Source organism: Microcoleus anatoxicus (assembly GCF_042465725.1).
Lineage (GTDB): Bacteria > Cyanobacteriota > Cyanobacteriia > Cyanobacteriales > Microcoleaceae > Microcoleus > Microcoleus anatoxicus.
Map to the genome: position 1 here is coordinate 3,919,341 of NZ_CP120853.1, position 19,281 is coordinate 3,938,621.

Below are 19,281 nucleotides of genomic sequence, written 5' to 3' on the forward strand. Positions count from 1 at the left end.
CGCTATCACCTCCTAAGCTGAATAATCTGTTAAAAAAGGTTTAGTTGTCGGCGTTTGCGAAGCATTCACCCGGACGATCGCACTCAACCCACTCGGTAATGCAGGTAAAGGCCGATTGCTAATCTCCCGAATCCCCAAAACAGGAACTCGTTCGTAGCCGACATTTGTTGTTTCACCAGGACTGGGGCCAAACGCCCCTCCAGATACAGTCATAGTCGTCACCTGCCTTTGATATTCTCCTAAAGGTTTACTCAGCCAATCCGCTGTTTGGTGACTCACTCCCTGCAAAAAGATTTGCGTCCGACAGTTGTTGAGTGCCGGCAGAGTTTTTTCAGGAAATTGGTCTATGGATTGGCACATCAAAAACACACCTGCTTTGGCATTGCGGCCAATTGCTGTTAACTCTTCATAGTCAATATTTTTTAACCGAGGAGCTTCATCGCAGATAATATAAGTCGGCATCCAACTATGCAGGGGTTTTTTCATCCGGCGATACATCACATTCATCACATAGCTAATCATTACTGCCGCCAAAGACGAGCCAAATTTGCCATCGGCGAGGGATTGACCAACTACTAATGTGTGTCTGGAAGTACCGTTTAAGGCTTGTAGTAAAAAAATGCCACTTGCGCCGTCGCAAATTTTTCTGACACCTGGATCTTTGAAAGGGCTGAGCTTATTTTGCAGGAAACTAATATCTAATCCAAAGCGATCGTCCGGGAGACTCAAGTATGAATAAAGATCGCAACCCCACTGTGCATTTGCTTGAGGCAAATTATTTAATAAACCTTCGACGGCATCTCTGTCCATAACAAGAGCTGGTAAATCGCTAGGGTCAAGTTTGACTAAATTTTGCCGCCGCGCTTCCACAACAATTCCGAGAATTGCAGTCAACCACATAATGTCCCGCTTCCAGAAAGAGGCATTGGGGTCTGTGTCGTCAATATTGCCATAGAGAGCTTCTGCGATCGCCCTAATTTCCTTTTCAGTCCCAAATTTTTCCAATTCCTCCAAAAAATTCCAAACAACTTGATTTTTGGTAGCACTCAAATCCCAGCAAACTAACTTTGACCCCGCACTACGAGCGAAGCTGGCAAGGCGATCTCCCAAAAATCCCGCTGCATCAACGCAAACCAAATTGCCTTTTTGCATCAAATTTTCAGCGGATTTCAGCAACAGTTCAGTTTTCCCTGCTCCCGGCGGGCCGACAACCAAAACGTGCTGGTGCAAAAAATCACTGGGAATCCAAACATCGGTTGTCAATCTAGCTTTGCTATTACTAAAAGTGACATATTTTCCTAGCCAAAAATCGCCATTTTTACCATCGCCATGCGCTAAGTTTATGACTTCTTTGCTATTGGCTGTTTGGGAATAATCAAATAACTCTCGATATCTTACCCCTGGTTTTAGAGACTCTCCTGGGCCGAGAATTAGAAGGTTTTTACTACGAGCACCTAAACTCCACACTTTTTTAGCTAAATAGCATAAAAATTTGACGTAAAGTTCGATTGTGCATTTAAACAGCCAAATGAGAATTTGCTCCATGTTTGTGTTCCTGGATCGAGGTAGTGCGATCGAGCTAGAGAGAGGCAGATGGTGGCTTAGCAGTTGGAGTGGACTGGGATTTTTGAGGAACGCTTTGTTTTGGGGCTGCAAGGTTTTGTTGATTTGGACTTAGCTGTGTTTGCTGTTGTTGAGTAGGGGGTTGCGCTTTCAGATCGGCTAACTTTTGCTTGAGTTCGGCGAGGTTTGGGCTGCTGGCTGTTTGCTGTCCCTGAGTTGCAGTTTGTTGAGTTTTTGGTTTACTTTCTCTTTTGCCAATTTCTCCATTTTTCTTCTCTATTTCACCGTTTCTTTTAATATCAAAACTCTCTTCGGGAGTTGATACTTTGGGTTTTTGTGGGAATTTTTCCATGCTTATCATTCCTTTTGTCAAACTAGAATTTGAGAGTGCGATCGGACTTGAGGGCGATCGGCCTTGAAGCACGCAAATTAAATGCTGCCTGTTTCTCTAACTTGTGGTAGCGGGAATATCCCCAGGGAATGGGAGGGGAATCTAGACTATGGTAAAAACAATATCAATAGACCTCTCCCATCATTTCTGTGGAACACGCATCGTGCCTGTTCTGGACTGTCTTTTTGGGAGCTGTCTGATGGTTTTAGGCGATTGTTGACACCTCTGCCCCTGACTGACTCCACAACCGTACTGAAATTTGTAGCCAGTACATACGTAAGCATAACATACTTGCGTATGTAATGGCATGACATAAGTCAGTTCGCTAAAAAGCTTTGTTAACTTAGGGTTATGGTGAAGTCAGTCAGGACACTAAAACACAACCTCTAACAAAGCAATGGATTTTGAAGAAACCCTCAAACTTATGGATATAGTGGTTTTTGCGGAAACCGAAAGACACCTCAGCGACCCGGAAGTAACGATTCTGCGCGGGGCGTGTCTGGGGATGACCTACGAGCAAATGGCGGAAAATTCTCAATATAAGATGAATTACCTGATGCGAGATGTCGGGCCCAAGTTCTGGAAATTGCTTTCGGAAATTTTTCGAGAAGAAGTCAGCAAAACCAATTTCCGTGCCGCTTTGGGGCGACATTTACGATCGCCCTTCGTCAAACTACCAGCCCACATGATGTCACCTCCAGCACAACGGCTGTCTGACTCTGGCTCGATGTCTGGGGGAATTCCTCAGAGCACCCTGGTTGATTGGGGTGAAGCTCCAGATATTCCCGTTTTTTGCGGCCGCACTAAAGAGTTCAACTCCCTGGCGACGTGGATTCTCGCAGAACAATGTCGGTTGGTAGTTTTGAGTGGAGTCGGTGGGATTGGGAAGACAAGTCTCTCGGTAAAGTTAGCCCAACAAATTCAGGGAAAATTTCAGTTCGTGATTTGGCGATCGCTCCGTCAAGCACCAACGATCGCTCATTTGTTAACGAACTTGATGCCAGATTTTGAGCGATCGCCCCAAATTAACTTACCCCTTGATGTAGATCAAAGAATCTCCCAACTCATAGAAAAGTTGCGAGAGTTCCGATGTCTGATCGTGTTTGATGGTTGGGAAACAATCTTAGAACCGACTAAGTTAGCCGGACATTATCGAGAAGGCTATGAGAAGTATGGGGAATTAATCCAAAGAATTGCAGAACAACAGCATCAAAGCTGCTTAGTCGTCGTCACGCGGGAAGTACCGGAGGCGATCGATCTGCTCGTGGGCGATCGTGCGCCGGTGCGAGCTTTAAAATTGGGAGGTTTGAACGAGATAGAAGCACGAGAACTTTTTAAAGCTCAAGGCTTATCTGATGAGAACAAATGGACAGAACTCATTAAGATATATCAAGGAAATCCCTTGGAGTTAAAACTTGTAGCTCCCGCCATTCGGGAATTGTTTAACGGTAAAGTTGCCGACTTTCTCAAACGCCAAACTTTTGTATTTGGAGGAATCAAGGCTTTATTAAACGACCAGTTTGAACGATTGGAAGATTTAGAAAAAGCAATTCTGTATTGGTTGGCGATCCAAGGTTCCCCCGTTTCCTTAGAACAGTTAGCGGAATATCTGTTATTCCCGGTATCTAAATCGGAAATTTTAGAATCCCTATCTTCCCTGCTGCGCCGGGAGTTGATTGATAAAAACGCGGGCAAAGGTCAAACTGAGTTTGTGCTGCACCAAGTCTTAATGCAGTACGTCACAGAGCAATTGACAACTAAGGCTTGCAGGGAAATTTTGGGGATGCTCAAAACTCAAAAACCAGATGGAAATAAAATTGAAATACTCAAAAGTCATCTGGTGTTTAAAAATACCCAGCTAAATCCAAATACCAAAGCTGCTAGGGTAGAAGACTCCATTGCTATTACTCTCAAGGAGCATTTGACCAAGTTGTTTAAAACTAATAGCAAAGCTTACGAGCAGTTAAATAAAGTTTATTCTGTGCTCCAAAATCAGGATTGGCTAGAAAGAGGATACACTGAAGAGAATTTCCAAAATTTGCTAGCAGTGATGCAGCCAGAGGAAAAAAATCTCGCAGCGGGGGGCGATCGCAAACAAGAGGAAAACTTACCTGTGTAATACCAATTTCATAAAGTAGTGCTACATATCTACCCCCCCAACCCCCCCTTACTAAGGGGGGGCTTTGAACTACATCTGTAAGAACTTTATGAAATTGGTATAATATAGCCTTTCTCAGTTAGGTGGGTAATGGGTAATGGTGGCAAACTACAAACTGCTAAAAATGGCTTGTAAATTAATGACCAATTACCAATTACCCATTACCTAAGATTTAGGCAGTGTCTAATACCAATTTTAAAAAAAAATGCAACAGTAGTCTTCTCCCTCCCCTTTGTAAGGGGGGGTTAGGGGGGGTCAAAGATTGTTGCAGGATTTTAGAGAAATGGTATAAGTCTTGGTTTAGTTGTTTTAAGCAAATTGATGATGAGGCAAAAATGAACTGTTTTGATGAACCAATGTTGGGAGAAGAGAGTGTTAACTACTGCATCAATCCTAGGTGCAAACATCGTCCAAACCCTGATGGATTCGATAATTGTCTTGCTTGCAACACCTCATTGTTAATCAACAATCGCTATCGAGCGGTGAGAAAGCTACAACACCGAAGCGATCGCACCGAAATTTTTGAATTACAAGACTTGGAAGATGGCGAGTATGGTTGCTATATTCCCAAAATTTTGAAAGTGCTAACCCACAATAGCGATCCCAATGTAATTCGCTTGTTTCAGGAAGAAGAAATGATATTACGGTATCTGAAATCTCTGGCAGTACCTCAAGTTTTTCCGGGAGCCTACTTTACTTTTGAAACCAGTAATGGTAATAATCTCCACTGCTTAGCAATGGAGCAAATAGAAGGCAAAAATCTCGAACAATGGCTGAAACAAAACGGGACAATTTCTGAAGAACGAGGGATCGATTGGCTGAGACAAAGCGCTAAAATTTTAGAATCAGTTCACAGAAAAGGTTTTTTTCACCGAGACATTAAACCGAGTAATATTATGTGCCGTCCTGACGGTAGTCTAGTATTGATTGACTTTGGTACTGCCAGCAAAATAACTTCTGATACCTATATCGATAAATATGAAAATAGAGATACGACGCTGATTTTCTCATCAGGTTATACAGCTCCAGAACAAGAAAATGGCGCTGCAATTCCCAAATCTGACTTGTTTGCTTTGGGGCGGACTTTTGTACATTTGCTAACTGGCGATCGCCCAGATAATTTAGTGACAACAGCAACAGGAAAGTTAATATGGCGAGACTTAGTACCACAAATTTCAGTAAAGTTTGCCGATTTAATTGATGAGATGATGGCCGTTGAATCTCACCGTCGCCCTCAAAATCCCAGCACGGTTTTGCAGCGTTTAGCTGAAATTGAGTGCTGTCATTTAACTGTTGCTAATTTCTTTGGTCAAGGTGGAAGTAAACTTAATTTTTTTAAGCGTTATATTAGATCGACTCGGATTAATTATCGTCTGGCTTCCCTAGGGCTAGGTGTATCGCTATTTTTGGGAATTATCGGTTTTAAATTATTTGCCCCTCAGTGGGCTGTTGCTTTGAATAATTGCGCTCATGATAATTATACAGCCGATAGGTTAGGAGATGCTCAGTTTTATCTAAATTTAGCACTTTTTTTAGAACCTAACTTGGGGGAAGCTCATTATATTCAAGGCTTGATTTTTGAAATAAATAGGGACTTTGATTCAGCGCGAAATAGCTATAAAAAATCTCTCAAAGATTTGCCTGAAAAATCTCTGAATAATTTGGCAAGGTTGGATATTTTGGAGAAACAATATTCGGCTGCTATTCCCCGATTGCAAACAGGATTGCAACTTGTTAAAGAAGTGGATCTAAAGTCGGTTTTGCACAAGAATATGGGCTGGGCTTTGTTGGAATTGGGGGATTATGAACAAGCGGAAATACAACTAAATGCCGCGATCGCACTTTTGGGCGATCGGGCTGCTGCGTACTGTCTGTTGGGGCGGGTGCGAGAAGCTAAACAAGATAACAGCGGCGCATTAAGGGCTTGGCGCAACTGTCTGAGATATGCTCCCAAGGAAAAATATCAACCCGAAGTGGAAAATTGGCTGATTGAAACGAAAAAGCGCTTGGAAGTTCAGGGAAATGATGGGGTGACAATTACCCAAAAACCTTGAGAGACAAAGATTTGTATGGATCGGTCCTGGACGCACAGGAGACCAAAAACCCGGTTTCTGCCTGAATATTTGTCGAAAAAACCGACGATTTTTGGAAGAAACCGGGTTTTTTGCGTCCAGGACTATGGATTATAGACGGAAAAATCAGGGCGCGAGGCTCATCTTTGCATAAAAAACTCCAAACACTCCCGATAAATAAACAGAGGGAAGCAAAACCTCAAGCTTGTTTACCCCTGTTGAAGTAGGAGTCAATTATGCAAAGGTCATTTACCGTCTTAGAAACAGCCTTGATTTCGCTGTTAGTTGCCAATTCGATCGGCAGTATCTACTTAGAGCCGAAAACGAGCGCTGCTTTGGCCGCACCGGGCGATCGACTTCTCATCCCCACCACAGCCCAATGCGAATGTCCCAAAACTCCACCAGGCAAATAACAGCAATCGATCGCATAATTCTTGATTGCTGGAGCGATATACAAATAGCAGCGGAAAAAGGCGCTGCTATCCACCCGAAAATCTACTATAAATTAGGAACCCGAAACTCATGGCTACCACCCTTGCTTTTATTGCCCACTGTCTGGAACAACGCGGCTGGAAATACAATTTCGATGCTGATAAATGTCGGATTATTACTGGTGTCAAAGCTGAAAATGTCGATGATTTTGGCATCTGCATCCAGCTTAGCGAAAATGGCGAATTTCTGCAATTTGTTGCGCCACAATTGCTGGCAGTGAAAGATTGCCTTCATAAGGGTGTCCTGTTTCAAACTATGCTAGCTATTAGTTGGGAAGTCAAGATGCTGCGGTTTGAATATGACCCTACAGATGGCGAAGTTCGCGCTTCTATTGAGTTGCCGATCGAGGATTCTCAGTTAACAGAACGTTTGTTTAATCGGTGTTTGAGTGGTTTGATTGAGTTGGTAGACTCGATCGCCATACCTAGATTAAAGGCGGTGTTAGCCACGGGAGTCGATCCGGGGCCCAAAAGCTTAGCCGCACAGTTGTTAGATGGGATACCCGATGAGTTTTTGAATTTACTGGGAGAGGCGATCGCCCATCGCCGGCAACTCGATAGTTAGGGGTTTTTCTGGGATTTCCCATTAAATTCGATCCCCCTAAATCCCCCTTAAGAAGGGGGACTTTGAAGAAGTCTCAACCCCTTGAAAAGGCGGAGTTTAAGACTCTTGCTCCCCCCTTTTTAAGGGGGGCTGGGGGGGATCTCTTTTGACTAAGGACAACTGTCAACTTTCAACTATGAGGGCGATCGCGGGGGCATCGCCCCTACCAACTGTCAACTATCAACTACTGAGGATTCTGAAAAATGGCTAATTCGATCGCACTTCGCCGCCCACCTGTTACCGCCCCGTCTGAGGGGCTGCAACAATCGGAAAATGAATTTTGGGGTAAACAACTGTTGCGGGCGATCGGCTCGCAGCAACTCAAAATCGCGGAACAGACGGCGTTTTGGGGAACTTTGGCAACAGCGGCGATCGCGGCGGTTTCTCAACAGACAATGGTTGCAATTCCCCTATCTTTGTGCTGCGGGTTGAGTTTAATTAACCGCCGCCGTTTTGAGGAAGTTTTGCAGCAGCGTTTGGCGACTACGACAGTAGAAATAGTGGCGGTTAGCACAAGGGAAAATCGGCTGGATGCGATCGCGATCGGTTCGATTCAAGAACGAATTTTGACCTTAGAAAAAGCACAGTTGCAGCAGCAAATTACGCAATTGCAACAGTGGGCGAGTGATTTGGACGATCGCCTGGAAGAATTGGGCGATCGCGATCTAGAATTAAAGCAAGTGCAACAGCAGTTAGCAGCCCTACAAAAATCAACATCCGCACCCACTAAAAAAGGTCGGGGGCGAGTGGCTATCTTTATTGATGGCGCTAATTTGTTCTACGCAATTCAGGAATTGGGGATTAGAATAGATTATACAAAATTGCTGGCGCTGTTAGTCGGAAAGGATACCTTGTTTCGGGCTGTTTACTATACGGGAGCAGAGGCGACGGATGAGAAACAGCGAGGCTTTTTCTTATGGTTGCGGCATCACGGGTTCCGCGTGGTTTCTAAACCGGTGTTGCAGCGGCCCGATGGATCAAAAAAAGCGAATTTGGATGTAGAAATGGCAATGGATATTGTTAGCTTAGCAGGGCAATATGACACAGTTGTTTTAGTGAGTGGCGATGGAGACTTAGCTTGCGCGCTGCATCAAGTAAGCGCTCAAAGTGCAAGAGTAGAAGTCGTGAGTTTAAGGTCAATGACGAGCGATGCGTTGATTGATGTGGCAGATTCTTATGTTAATTTAGAGGAGATTCAAGACAAAGTTTGTAAAACCCAATAATTCTCCCCCCTCATTCCCTCCTTTAGGTCGTAAGATTAAATGAACCGCGAAGGCGCTAAGGACGCGAAGGAAGAGAAAGAAGAGAAAAAAGAAGATGCAGTCCTTCCTTCGCGCTCTTCGCGTCTTCGCGGTTTAATCATTCCGATGCACACCGGATTTGATATTACACCGTTAAAATGCGTAAGTTCTGCACAATAGACACACAAAAACTACCCAAAAAAACATGAACCAACAACACCAGCAAGACAATCAAGAATATATCACCTTTTTGGATGAAGTATGGCAAGCCACCTCAGACAGCAATGGTGATGCAAAAATCATCTATCCCATCCTGGCGGCTAACCAAGACAAACTCAATCGAACCTTAGTTGCACAGTACCAAAACTGGGCTAACAACATTCTCTCCCAAGCCGCACCAGAACAAACTCGAAATATTGCAGTATATTTTGTCAATTTCAGCAATTTAATTCAGCAATTCCCTTTAGGTAACAGGGCTAGTAACCTAGACATCGCAATTATTGGTTACGAATTAGCTTTAACCATCTTCACCCGTGCCGATTTTCCCCAAAATTGGGCAGGGACTCAAAATAATCTGGCAAGTGCCTACTCTGACAAAATCACCGGCAACAAAGCCGAGAATCTAGATGAGGCAATTCGTTGTTTTCAACTGGCTTTAGAAGTCACAACCCGTGCCGATTTTCCCCAAGATTGGGCAACGACTCAAAATAATCTGGCAATTGCCTACTCTGACAAAATCACCGGCAACAAAGCCGAGAATCTAGATGAGGCAATTCGTTGTTATCAACTGGCTTTAGAAGTCAGAACCCGTGCCGATTTTCCCCAAGATTGGGCAACGACTCAAAATAATCTGGCAATTGCCTACTCGGACAAAATTACCGGCAACAAAGCCGAGAATCTAGATGAGGCAATTCGTTGTTATCAACTGGCTTTAGAAGTCAGAACCCGTGCCGATTTTCCCCAAGATTGGGCAAAGACTCAAAATAATCTGGCAAATGCCTACTCTGACAAAATCACCGGCAACAAAGCCGAGAATCTAGATGAGGCAATTCGTTGTTATCAACTGGCTTTAGAAGTCAGAACCCGTGCCGATTTTCCCCAAGATTGGGCAAAGACTCAAAATAATCTGGCAAATGCCTACTCTGACAAAATCACCGGCAACCGAGCAAAGAATCTAAATGAGGCAATTCGTTGTTTCCGGTTAGCCTTAGAATTTCGGACTCCCACCACTCTACCATTAGATTGTCTGCAATCTGGCAGAAACCTCGGCAATTTTGCCTTCAATAAAGGCTTGTGGAAGATTGCCATTGAGGGCTACGCAGCAGCCATTCTTGCTGTCGAAAAAAGCCGCAGTTGGTCAACCACCGATGCCAGTCGTCAACAGATTATCGCTGATTCAATTGATGTTTACCAAAACATCATTCAAGCCTACATCAATAGCGGCAACCTGAACAAAGCCATAGAATATGTAGACCGTTCAAGTTCCAAACGTCTGGTAGACTTAATGGCAAGTAACGACCTCTACACAGACGGTGAAATTCCGAGCCAAGTTCGGGAATATTTGCAACAATACGACAACATCCAAGCCCTAATTGATACCGGACGTAAACCCCTCCAAGGTGACACCAACTCTAGCCAACAACCAACAGATAAACGCAGTTTTGCCCTGACTCGCGACGCTTTAGAAGCTGCTACCGCCACCATCGAAAATTTGGAAGCGCAAAAACAACAAATCTGGGAACAAATGCGCCGATTAGACCCCGTTTTAGCCGGAGAAATTCAAGTAACTCCCCTAGATTTTCCCACCATCCAGCAACTCATCGAAAAACCAAAAACCGCCATTATCAATTTCTTCACCACTGACAACGATACCCACATTTTCATCATCTACAAAGACAAAAAGCCCCAACTGCATACCTGCACCGGCTTTGGCTATCAAACTTTACGCGAGTTAGTCGTTGACGAGTGGTTAACTCCCTATTTAAACAAGAAAAGAGACGGCATTTGGTATGCCAAAATCTCCGAGTTTTTGCAGCAATTAGCCGAAAAAATGCAAATCCACACCTTAGTAGAAACTTATCTAAATGGGATTGAGGAACTGATTATCATCCCCCATTTATATTGGCATCAAATCCCCTTTGCCGCCTTACCTTTAGCCGTCCCCACTCCAGTCAATTCTCAGCCATCGGCAAATCAGTCATCAGGAATGATCCGCTACTTAGGCGATAAATTCCGCCTTCGCTACGTTCCCAGTAGCCAAATCTTGCAATATTGCCAACAACGTCCGCCCCTTTCTCAAATTAATTACGGAACAGTGGAAAACCCGGATAGTACGCTACCCAACGCCGAATTTGAATGCGAAAAAATCGCCAAATTCTACAACATTCCCGCCAACCAACGCTTAAAAGGTCGAGAAAAAGCGACGGTAAACAATTATCGCCAACTCGCGAAAAAAGTGCAAGTCTTACACTCTAGCCATCACGCCTCATCCCGCCTCGATAGTCCCTTAGAATCAGTCCTAATTCTTGCCGATGGCAATATTACTTTAGGGCAAATAATGAGTCCCGGTTTTCGACTTCCCAATCTCTCCGATGTCTTCCTTTCCTGTTGCGAAACTAACCTGGGTATTGCGGGTATTAGTGATGATATTTTATCATTATCCACGGGCTTTTTATGTGCCGGGGCGCGGAGTGTTGTCAGTACATTGTGGTCAGTTGATGATTTAGCCACAGCTTTATTTTCCATCTTTTACTATCAGTATCGTCAACGGTTAAATCGTCCTGAAGCCTTGAGAAAAGCGCAAAACAAACTGAGAAATTTACCAGGGAAAACCCTAGAAAGCGATTACAAAGGTGAACTCGAAACCAACTTGCAAAAGCAATTTGAACAAGCGGCAGAAAAGCGAAAAAAAGCTGATAAAAATCGTAAAAGATTATTTGAAGGAACGCCAGAGTATCAGCGATGGGATGGAGAATATAAACAGTGGGATGCGATTTCGTCTCGTATTTTCAAGGTGAAAGAAAGTCTGAAAAATCTCTGTCGTCAAGAATTACCCTTTGCCACGCCTTACTATTGGGCCGGTTTCATTTGTTCCGGTTTGAGTTAATAGCTATTATATGGCCTGTAGGGGCGGGTTCGCCAAGATACTTGTCACCCACGAATAATCTTAATAAACCCGCCCCCACCCAACCGATCGCCCTGTCACTACCCAAAATATCTCCATTTCTAACAGTTTATCTCTACTTGGCCAGTGTAAAGATCCAAAACGGGCAAACACATGAGGAATTTGGGGGCGACTTGGGCGACGCGGCTTAAGGTTAAAGAAACCGGGTTTCTGCGTAGATATCTAGTTTCCAGCCGACTATTTTTCAGAGAAACCCGGTTTCTGGTCTTGGTGGGGGGTGCTTTCCGGGTATAATTGAGAGCATCCCTTTTTTGCTGAACCCGATCGCCCCATGCACGAACTCGATCGCCTCCTCCAAGAACTTGTATCCCAGGCCCAATTATATCCCAAAAATACCGATCCAAGAAAGCGCAAAATTATACAGCAGTTGTGGGGTATTATGTTTCCTGGCTCAAGCTTACGACGTGACAAAAAAACTACAGATGATGAGGAAAAATGCCGAGATGATGAGGCAAAACGCCGATTAGCTGGCATCAAAAAGCGGTATCGCGACAGATATCTGGCAATTTTAGAAGGTGATTTTGAGAACGATTGGCTTGATGTTTTACAAATTACTCAGAAAGAGATATTAAACAATATTAATATTTTCAATAAAGGAGTAGATTCCAAGTTGTATCAAGCATGGCTGAAATTTAGCGAAACATCACCATCACAGCGAACTCCCGAAGTTTATTCTGAATTCAACCAACAAGTAGAAAGATTTCGCCGCAGCTTTATACAAAGACGAAAAAACAAGAAAACTCAAATCTATCCGCCAGAAAAAGCTCAAAGCCTAGCTCAATCCTGTGAAAATCTATGCCAAAACATTCAAAATAGCGAAGTTGATTTACAACAAACCTGGAATACTTTCTGCGATGAAGTCCAGCAACTTTATCGACCTCTCAAGTTTTGGAACTGGTTTGCTCGTTATTTACAATTCCGCTTTATTGATATCATCCGCCAGCGACTCAACCTAGTTTCAGGGGATGCACCGATTGCAGATCCAGATGGTAATAGCGCAAGTGAAACGAGATTCGATCGAATTAAAACCAAAGCCGACTCAAGGCCATCTCCAGAGGTGATTAGAATCATCTATCAAGATCCAGATGGTATTTTCAGGGGCAAGCATATTCAAAAGCTTCCTGATGTTAACTTTCGTGCGATCGCCATTTTAAAGTCTCAACAGGCTAGCATAAAAGAAATTCAAGAACATTTTGGGAATATCGTCAACGCTCAGACAACAATCAGTCCTTTTTACACCCGTGCCTGCTCTTATTTCAAGCCAATCATCCAAGAGTATTTAGAAGCACAATTAGCCTTGCCACAATCTGCGATCGAACAAATTGTCACCGACTCTGAAGGGAAGTATAATAGAAGAAGAATGCCCGATCGCCCTAACATTACTTTCAAAGGAATAATTCGATCGCGATTGGAAGGGGTGCAATCTTGGACAATTCTTGCCAGACAGTTACAAGTCAATGTCACCGAACTGATATATTTTTACCTCGACGGTATCAGTTCCTTTCAACTGATACCCAAACCGCAGAAGCGAACTCGCAGAAATAAAAACAACACCGAAGACTAAATTAGGAGAAAACAGCCATGACATACACCAGTCACCCGATGTTTGCAGTACCCCTGACATCAAAAGCATTGAAACTAGCAAAATCCTTTCAAGAGCAATATGAAAGTCCAGCAAAAGCCAGACAAGTTTATCTAAATACTTTGGCAGTTTATGCAGTGGATACCTACTGTCAGTGTTTGGGAATTGAAACCGATTTAGAAGCTTCCGATAGTCTAAATCCAGTCATGCAAACTTTGATGGATGTAGCCGATCTCGAAATCACAGGTATTGGGAAACTAGAATGCCGTCCCGTGTTACCAACCGATGAAAACTGTTATATTCCGGCGGACACTTGGGAAAATCGTATCGGCTATGTTGCTGTAGAAATAGATGAATCATCGAGAGAAGCAACTCTCTTGGGCTTTTACCCAACCATCAACCCTTTAGAAATGATGGAACACATTTCTATTGATAGTTTTCAGCCACTAGAAACACTGATAGATCATCTTGATCGAATAGAATCCGCGTTATTTTTTTTTCAGAGTCATAACCCCGTAGCGGTGAAAGTTAGAGAGAGATTGAACGAACAATCTCTGCCTGAAATCGTCACTGAAATGGAGCGGATATATCGCACCTATAACAAATACGAGCGACGCTATGCGGGCGGGGAGTTTTTAGCGAGTTATTTGCCAACAACAAAAGGCGTTTCTTTCAGAGGTAGTACACCTGTTGCAGATCGAGAAGAATTTGATGATTCACAACAAACGGAACTGCAAGATTTAGCTGAAGAATTGCTAGAAAAATTAGATGAAATTTGGGGTGAGGATAACTCAGATGAATCTGTTAATTCCGAGTCTTCAACTAATCAAAGCAGTGATGCCCCAGGGCAAATTCCACAAGCTGCAATGGTTCCCCCATCCCCAACTACTACTGGTCTAATCAGTTTAAATGAATGGTTGCAAAAATCTGAAAGTAATTCTCAATACAACTGGCAGAGTCTGGAATCATTTTTAAGCAACCAAGAAGGAAATCTAATTTTTAGATTTGCCAGCGCCCCCCGTTCCCGCACTGCTGACACCGAATCGCCAACCCTTAGCGCAAGTAAGGTGAGAGAAATCTCCTTGGCGGGTAATCCTGTTGTATTGATTGTCAATTGCCAAAAAACCGCCGAAAAAACCGATATTCTCATCAGATTGTATCCCCTATCTGCTGCACAAACTTATCTGCCAGTGGGGATAAAACTGATTGTAATTGATAGTGAATCGGGAGATATTTTCTTGGAGGCTCAAGCGCGGAGTGCCGATAATTGGATTCAATTGGAATTCAGCGGTGAAGCAGGAGAGCCTTTCAGCATTAAGGTAGCGCTCGGTGATTTGAGTGTTACGGATAATTTCACAATTTAGCCTGCATAATTTGTCATCCTTGGCCCGATTAAGAAATGTAACCAACATTCACGATCGATGGAAGGAGTGCCAAAAATGCTCGCCCGTTCAAATAGCCAAACACCAGCCCCGTTCAGCTTCAAGCCCCTCTCTGGCTTCGTCTCCCTTGTAGCTATTTTAGCCCTTTCAACAACCGCAGCCAAAGCCCAACTGACAGTTGGCGAATCCATGTCTTGCGGCCAGGTGCGGATGCACGGCGGCATGGGAGGTGTGGGCTTTAGCGGTCAAACAATGAACGTTTGTATCCCCAACAGCACCCTCCAAAATTCCTTCCGGCGAACCTCAAATCGAGGGGCAGATTTAACCATTCAGCCGACAACTTGCGGTACTGGGGCTGCCACCGGTGTGATTCCCATTTCCTTTGGTGGTGGCAATGGAATGTTTGTCGAAGGTGGTATCATGCTCGACCAAATGTTTCCGATGAATCGCAACGGTGGAGGCTGCCCGCCGATGTCGGCAATTATGCAGCTTGCTGGTGAATGCAGTCGCCGCGATTCTGATTCTTGCGGCGGTTTGAATAGAATTCGCCGGGCCGGTTGTGCGATTTAAAAATGTTTGTAATGCGAACTTTAGTCCACAGATTTCTCGATTTAAAATTCGCACTATAGCAATCCTAAATCATTTGTGAATTTCTTGCTCCCTCCCCTTAATAAGGGGAGGGTTGGGGTGGGGTAAAAAACTTTACGACTCCTGCAAGGACTGCTATATAAACTATAGCAACCGCCAAGTAGCTTTGTTCATTGCTCCCTTCGACTCCGCTCAGGGAGCAATAAACAAAACACCTTAATATTGAAAGAGTCATTAGACTTTTTCCTGGTTAATTTGTAGCTTTTAATTAATACTGTGAAACTTCAATCTGTCATCATTTTTCCGATGATTTCCCTGGTGGCGATCGCCAATATTGCTTGCAATAAACTAGAAGCTGCGATGCCTCTACCCATCGCCATTTCTCCTGCTGAACCCATCCTCGCTCAAAACCGCCAAACTTCCCCTCAACCTGCTATTCGTGGGGATTCGGAACAAGTGGGAATTCAAGTTTATCAAAGGGCACTGCCCGCATTTGTGACGATTAATGCTGGTGGTAGTTCTGGTTCGGGAAGTGTGGTGCGTGCCGACGGTTTAGTGCTCACAAACGAACACGTTGTTCGGGGTGCGAGACAGGGTTTAGTGGCAGTTGTTAACAGTAATGGTAATCGCTATCGGGGGCGAGTGCTAGCAACAGATGTCGCTAACGATCTAGCTTTGATTCAATTGGAAACAAACGATCGCTTTCCGGTGATTCCTGTAGCTGAAACTTCAGGGATTCAAGTAGGTCAGCGGGTGTACGCCATTGGCAGTCCTTTTGGGCTGTCGGGAACTCTCACAACGGGAATTCTCAGTCGCATTGGGCGTAATGGAGATTTGCAGACGGATGCAAATTTAAATCCTGGGAATTCTGGCGGCCCGTTGCTCAATTCTCAAGGTCAATTAATTGGGGTAAATAAGGCGATTTTGAGTCCTGACGGCCGCAGTAATTCGGGGATTGGCTTTGCAACTTCCGCACCCGTGGCGCAACGGTTTATCCAACAGGTAATTGCTAGAAGAAGTTCCCCGGAAACAAATTCGTCCGAGACAGGTTCTCCGAGACGTTTGGGGGTGAATATCGATCGCTCTAATTTGTCCATCGAGTCGGTGGAAAGGGGTTCTGTGGCGGCGGTGGCGGGATTGAGACGGGGCGATCGGCTGGTGGCAGTTAACGGCAGCCGGTTGCGACAAATTGACCAGTTGTTGCGGTTTTTGGACGGCGGCCCTGATACAATGCTGTTGACTGTGGAGCGCGATCGACAGTTACGGGAAGTTCGCATAAATTTTTAGTGCGATCGATCGCAAAAATTTTTGAAATTAATTTTAAACCCGCCGGAGTCTGCTAAGATTAGTGGATGATACGGCGGGCTATTTGCCTGGGAAGTGGATGAAGGGAGAGTGAAAAAAAAATAATTGTTGAACATCACTAATAATTATTGAGTTAATGTCACTTATTTTGTGAATTTTAAGATGAATTGTTTGTTGAATTATATCTAAGGGTTTCAGGGGAATAGGAATGGGTAAAATAGTTGTCTTGAGTTTTATAGCGGGTGATTGCGAGCAAGGATTTCAGCACGTCAGCTTGGAAATTAAGGAAGATAACCACCGCCCGCTAAAAAAAATTGATGGCAATTTGCCATCGGCACCGCAGATTCCGCAGCTATACAATACTTGGCAGTCAAAATACCGTCAAATGGGGTCAAGGGTGCGAATTGAACCGAAGTCAGGACAGAAAACAAATTATTCTATTTGCGATTTAGAAGCGGACAGCGATGCTTTAAGACAACAGCTTAATGATTGGCTCACATCTCCTGGATTTTCTCGTGCGATAAATATTTTAGGGAGGATAGTCTCGCGAAATGAAGAAGTGCGAGTAATTATTCAAACTGAAGACTTGAACTTACGGCGCTTACCTTGGCATTTGTGGGAGTTTTTCGACTACTACCAGAAAGCGCAAGTAGCTTTGAGTTCTACTGCTTATCAGCAAATAGACTCACAGAGAAATAGAAATCAGGTGAGAGTTTTGGCAATTATTGGTGACAGTACGGGAATTAATTTAGAGAGGGATAAGCACGAGTTAAAAAGAAATTTACCCAATGCCGAGATTGTGTTTCTCATGCAACCAGAACGCCGAGAAGTTTACGATGCAATTTGGGATGCGGGCGGATGGGATATTTTGTTTTTTGCAGGTCATAGTCTGAGCGCATCTGATGCTACTACAGGAAAACTTTTTATTAAACAAGGGGAAAGTTTAGAAGTTAAGGATATGAAAGCTGCTCTGAGAAACGCAATCGGCAGGGGATTAAAGTTGGCAATTTTTAACTCTTGCGATGGATTAGGAATTGCCAAGCAGTTAGCTGAGTTGAATATACCCCAGGTAATTGTGATGCGAGAACCGGTGCCGGATGTAGTGGCTCAAGAATTTTTAAAGCGTTTTCTTGAGGCGTTTGCTCGCGGTGAATCGCTATATTTAGCAGTACGAGAAGCGCGGGAAAGGTTGGAAAGCGTGCAGGGTGAATTTCCTTGTGCAACTTGGCTGCCGGTTCTTTGTCAGAATCCCGCTGAGGAGCCGGTGAGTTGGCAAGAGTTATCTAGTCAAGTTCAAGATCAAGTGAATCAGCCATGCGCTCAGGATGAGATGAATCAATCATATTTTCAGCCTAACTTAAGTAAAAACCAAAGTAAGCGAAGTCAAGATCAACCTTTTTTTGAGGGCCTGATTGGTAGATCAAGACTGATCATCAAATACTGTGACATTACTACGCTAAATGTCGATGTAATTGTTAGCTCAGATGATACTGATATTTCTATGGGAGGAGGTGTTTCAAAAGCGATTTTGATAGGAGGCGGAAACAGTGTATGGGAAGAAGTGAGAATAAAATCCCCTGTTGAGTTAGGAAGTATTGCTATTACCAAAGCTGGGAAACTCAAAGCCAATAAAATTTTTCATTGTGCTGTTTTAAATAATTATAATCCGGCTTTTACAAACATTGATTTAATTAGAGACGTAACAACCAAATGCCTTAATACTTGCGATCGATTAGGTTTTCACTCGATAGCATTTCCTGCGCTGGCCACAGGAGCAGCTCGTCTATCACCAGAGGAATCAGCTTTTGCTATGATCTCTGAGATTGTTTCTCATTTAAGGGGTGAAACAAGTATCGCTCTCGTAATTTTAGCGCTGTATGCACGTCCTGAGCTACCAGGCAATATAATCTCCATTTTTCATGCTCAAGTCTCAGAATTGCTGAATAATGTCCAATCTTCAGAAATGAAAATTTACTGTCAGTATTGCGGCTCTGAAAATGTTGCCGATGTTATGTTTTGCGAAAGCTGTGGCTCTCAACTCAGGAAATGACTTCGCTAATGTTGAATGTAATATAATAGATACAAAATTGAGGACAACCAAATGAAAGCAGTTGAAGTCACAGGAACCCTGGATGAAAAAGGCCATTTATCCCTTGACTACCCCATTGAAAAATTCCCCCCTAGTCGCGTGCGAGTGATCGTACTTTTTCCCGAAGTAACAGAGGAAGTTGAAATCGATCCTGATGATACTCCCATTGAAGAAGTAAAAGCGAGTCTCCGGCGAGCATTAAAGCAAGCTAAATCAGGACAACGCATCCCCCTTTCTGAAATGTGGGAGGGAATAGATGTCGAATAACACGCCTTTTGTCCAGATAGATTTAACGCCTGAGTATAAACGGAATTTACGGGAATTATCCAAAAAATATCGCAATATCCGGTTAGATACTCAGCCAATTATTGAACAATTTCAAGGTGGCAACTTTACAGGCGATCGCCTTTCTGGGATGGGTGAAAATTATGTAATCTTCAAGGTGAGAGTTAAAAATAGCGACATCCAAAAAGGGAAAAGTGCGGGTTATCGACTTATCTATCAAGTTGAGTCACAAATGAGCATACTTCTCCTGACTATTTACTCTAAATCAAACCGAGAAGATATTAGTCCTAATGAGGTTTTGAGTATCTTAGCCGAGTGCGATCGAGATGATACTTAATGTTTTCTA

At 43.7% G+C, this 19,281-nt stretch carries 16 protein-coding genes; 14 read left to right on the top strand and 2 right to left on the bottom strand.

The window, feature by feature from the left end; translation table 11 throughout:
• Positions 1 to 12: 12 nt before the first annotated feature.
• Both P2A85_RS17020 and P2A85_RS17025 read right to left on the bottom strand, forming a co-directional pair.
• Positions 13 to 1,545, bottom strand: coding sequence for a type IV secretory system conjugative DNA transfer family protein (locus tag P2A85_RS17020; RefSeq protein ID WP_377474055.1), 1,533 nt, complete (start codon positions 1,543 to 1,545; stop codon positions 13 to 15).
• A 34-nt stretch (positions 1,546 to 1,579) separates the two neighbouring features.
• Positions 1,580 to 1,915, bottom strand: a complete 336-nt coding sequence (locus tag P2A85_RS17025; RefSeq protein ID WP_377474057.1) for a hypothetical protein — start codon at positions 1,913 to 1,915, stop codon at positions 1,580 to 1,582.
• A gap of 436 nt (positions 1,916 to 2,351) precedes the next feature.
• Between P2A85_RS17025 and P2A85_RS17030 the strand changes: the two genes are divergently transcribed.
• The 14 genes from P2A85_RS17030 to P2A85_RS17095 all read left to right on the top strand — a co-directional run bounded on the left by P2A85_RS17030 (position 2,352) and on the right by P2A85_RS17095 (position 19,272).
• Positions 2,352 to 4,073, top strand: a complete 1,722-nt coding sequence (locus P2A85_RS17030) for an NB-ARC domain-containing protein (protein ID WP_377474059.1) — start codon at positions 2,352 to 2,354, stop codon at positions 4,071 to 4,073.
• A 374-nt stretch (positions 4,074 to 4,447) separates the two neighbouring features.
• Positions 4,448 to 6,166, top strand: coding sequence for a protein kinase (locus P2A85_RS17035; RefSeq protein WP_377474061.1), 1,719 nt, complete (start codon positions 4,448 to 4,450; stop codon positions 6,164 to 6,166).
• A gap of 254 nt (positions 6,167 to 6,420) precedes the next feature.
• The gene (locus P2A85_RS17040; RefSeq protein WP_377474063.1) at positions 6,421 to 6,597 is read left to right on the top strand and encodes a hypothetical protein; all 177 of its coding nucleotides are present in this window, start codon (positions 6,421 to 6,423) and stop codon (positions 6,595 to 6,597) included.
• A 109-nt stretch (positions 6,598 to 6,706) separates the two neighbouring features.
• On the top strand, positions 6,707 to 7,240 hold the full coding sequence (locus P2A85_RS17045; protein WP_377474065.1) for a hypothetical protein: 534 nt from the start codon (positions 6,707 to 6,709) through the stop codon (positions 7,238 to 7,240).
• Positions 7,241 to 7,482: 242 nt separating this feature from the next.
• A complete protein-coding gene (locus tag P2A85_RS17050; RefSeq protein WP_377474067.1) occupies positions 7,483 to 8,502 on the top strand; it encodes an NYN domain-containing protein in 1,020 nt (339 codons plus the stop codon).
• A gap of 39 nt (positions 8,503 to 8,541) precedes the next feature.
• Positions 8,542 to 8,700: a hypothetical protein gene (locus P2A85_RS17055; RefSeq protein ID WP_377474069.1), complete on the top strand. Its 159-nt coding sequence runs from the start codon at positions 8,542 to 8,544 to the stop codon at positions 8,698 to 8,700.
• 25 nt (positions 8,701 to 8,725) lie between these two features.
• Positions 8,726 to 11,626, top strand: coding sequence for a CHAT domain-containing protein (locus P2A85_RS17060; RefSeq protein WP_377474071.1), 2,901 nt, complete (start codon positions 8,726 to 8,728; stop codon positions 11,624 to 11,626).
• Between the two features lie 349 nt (positions 11,627 to 11,975).
• Positions 11,976 to 13,268: a hypothetical protein gene (locus P2A85_RS17065; RefSeq protein ID WP_377474073.1), complete on the top strand. Its 1,293-nt coding sequence runs from the start codon at positions 11,976 to 11,978 to the stop codon at positions 13,266 to 13,268.
• A gap of 17 nt (positions 13,269 to 13,285) precedes the next feature.
• A complete protein-coding gene (locus P2A85_RS17070; protein WP_377474075.1) occupies positions 13,286 to 14,650 on the top strand; it encodes a DUF1822 family protein in 1,365 nt (454 codons plus the stop codon).
• Between the two features lie 75 nt (positions 14,651 to 14,725).
• On the top strand, positions 14,726 to 15,238 hold the full coding sequence (locus P2A85_RS17075) for a hypothetical protein (protein WP_377474077.1): 513 nt from the start codon (positions 14,726 to 14,728) through the stop codon (positions 15,236 to 15,238).
• A 294-nt stretch (positions 15,239 to 15,532) separates the two neighbouring features.
• Positions 15,533 to 16,543: a S1C family serine protease gene (locus P2A85_RS17080; RefSeq protein ID WP_377474079.1), complete on the top strand. Its 1,011-nt coding sequence runs from the start codon at positions 15,533 to 15,535 to the stop codon at positions 16,541 to 16,543.
• 226 nt (positions 16,544 to 16,769) lie between these two features.
• Positions 16,770 to 18,611: a macro domain-containing protein gene (locus P2A85_RS17085; protein ID WP_377474081.1), complete on the top strand. Its 1,842-nt coding sequence runs from the start codon at positions 16,770 to 16,772 to the stop codon at positions 18,609 to 18,611.
• Positions 18,612 to 18,662: 51 nt separating this feature from the next.
• Positions 18,663 to 18,917 (top strand): hypothetical protein, encoded by a 255-nt coding sequence (locus tag P2A85_RS17090; protein ID WP_377474083.1) that lies wholly within the window; start codon positions 18,663 to 18,665, stop codon positions 18,915 to 18,917.
• On the top strand, positions 18,907 to 19,272 hold the full coding sequence (locus tag P2A85_RS17095; protein ID WP_340518543.1) for a type II toxin-antitoxin system RelE/ParE family toxin: 366 nt from the start codon (positions 18,907 to 18,909) through the stop codon (positions 19,270 to 19,272). The genes P2A85_RS17090 and P2A85_RS17095 overlap by 11 nt, the downstream gene beginning before the upstream one ends.
• The last annotated feature ends 9 nt before the right edge of the window (positions 19,273 to 19,281 follow it).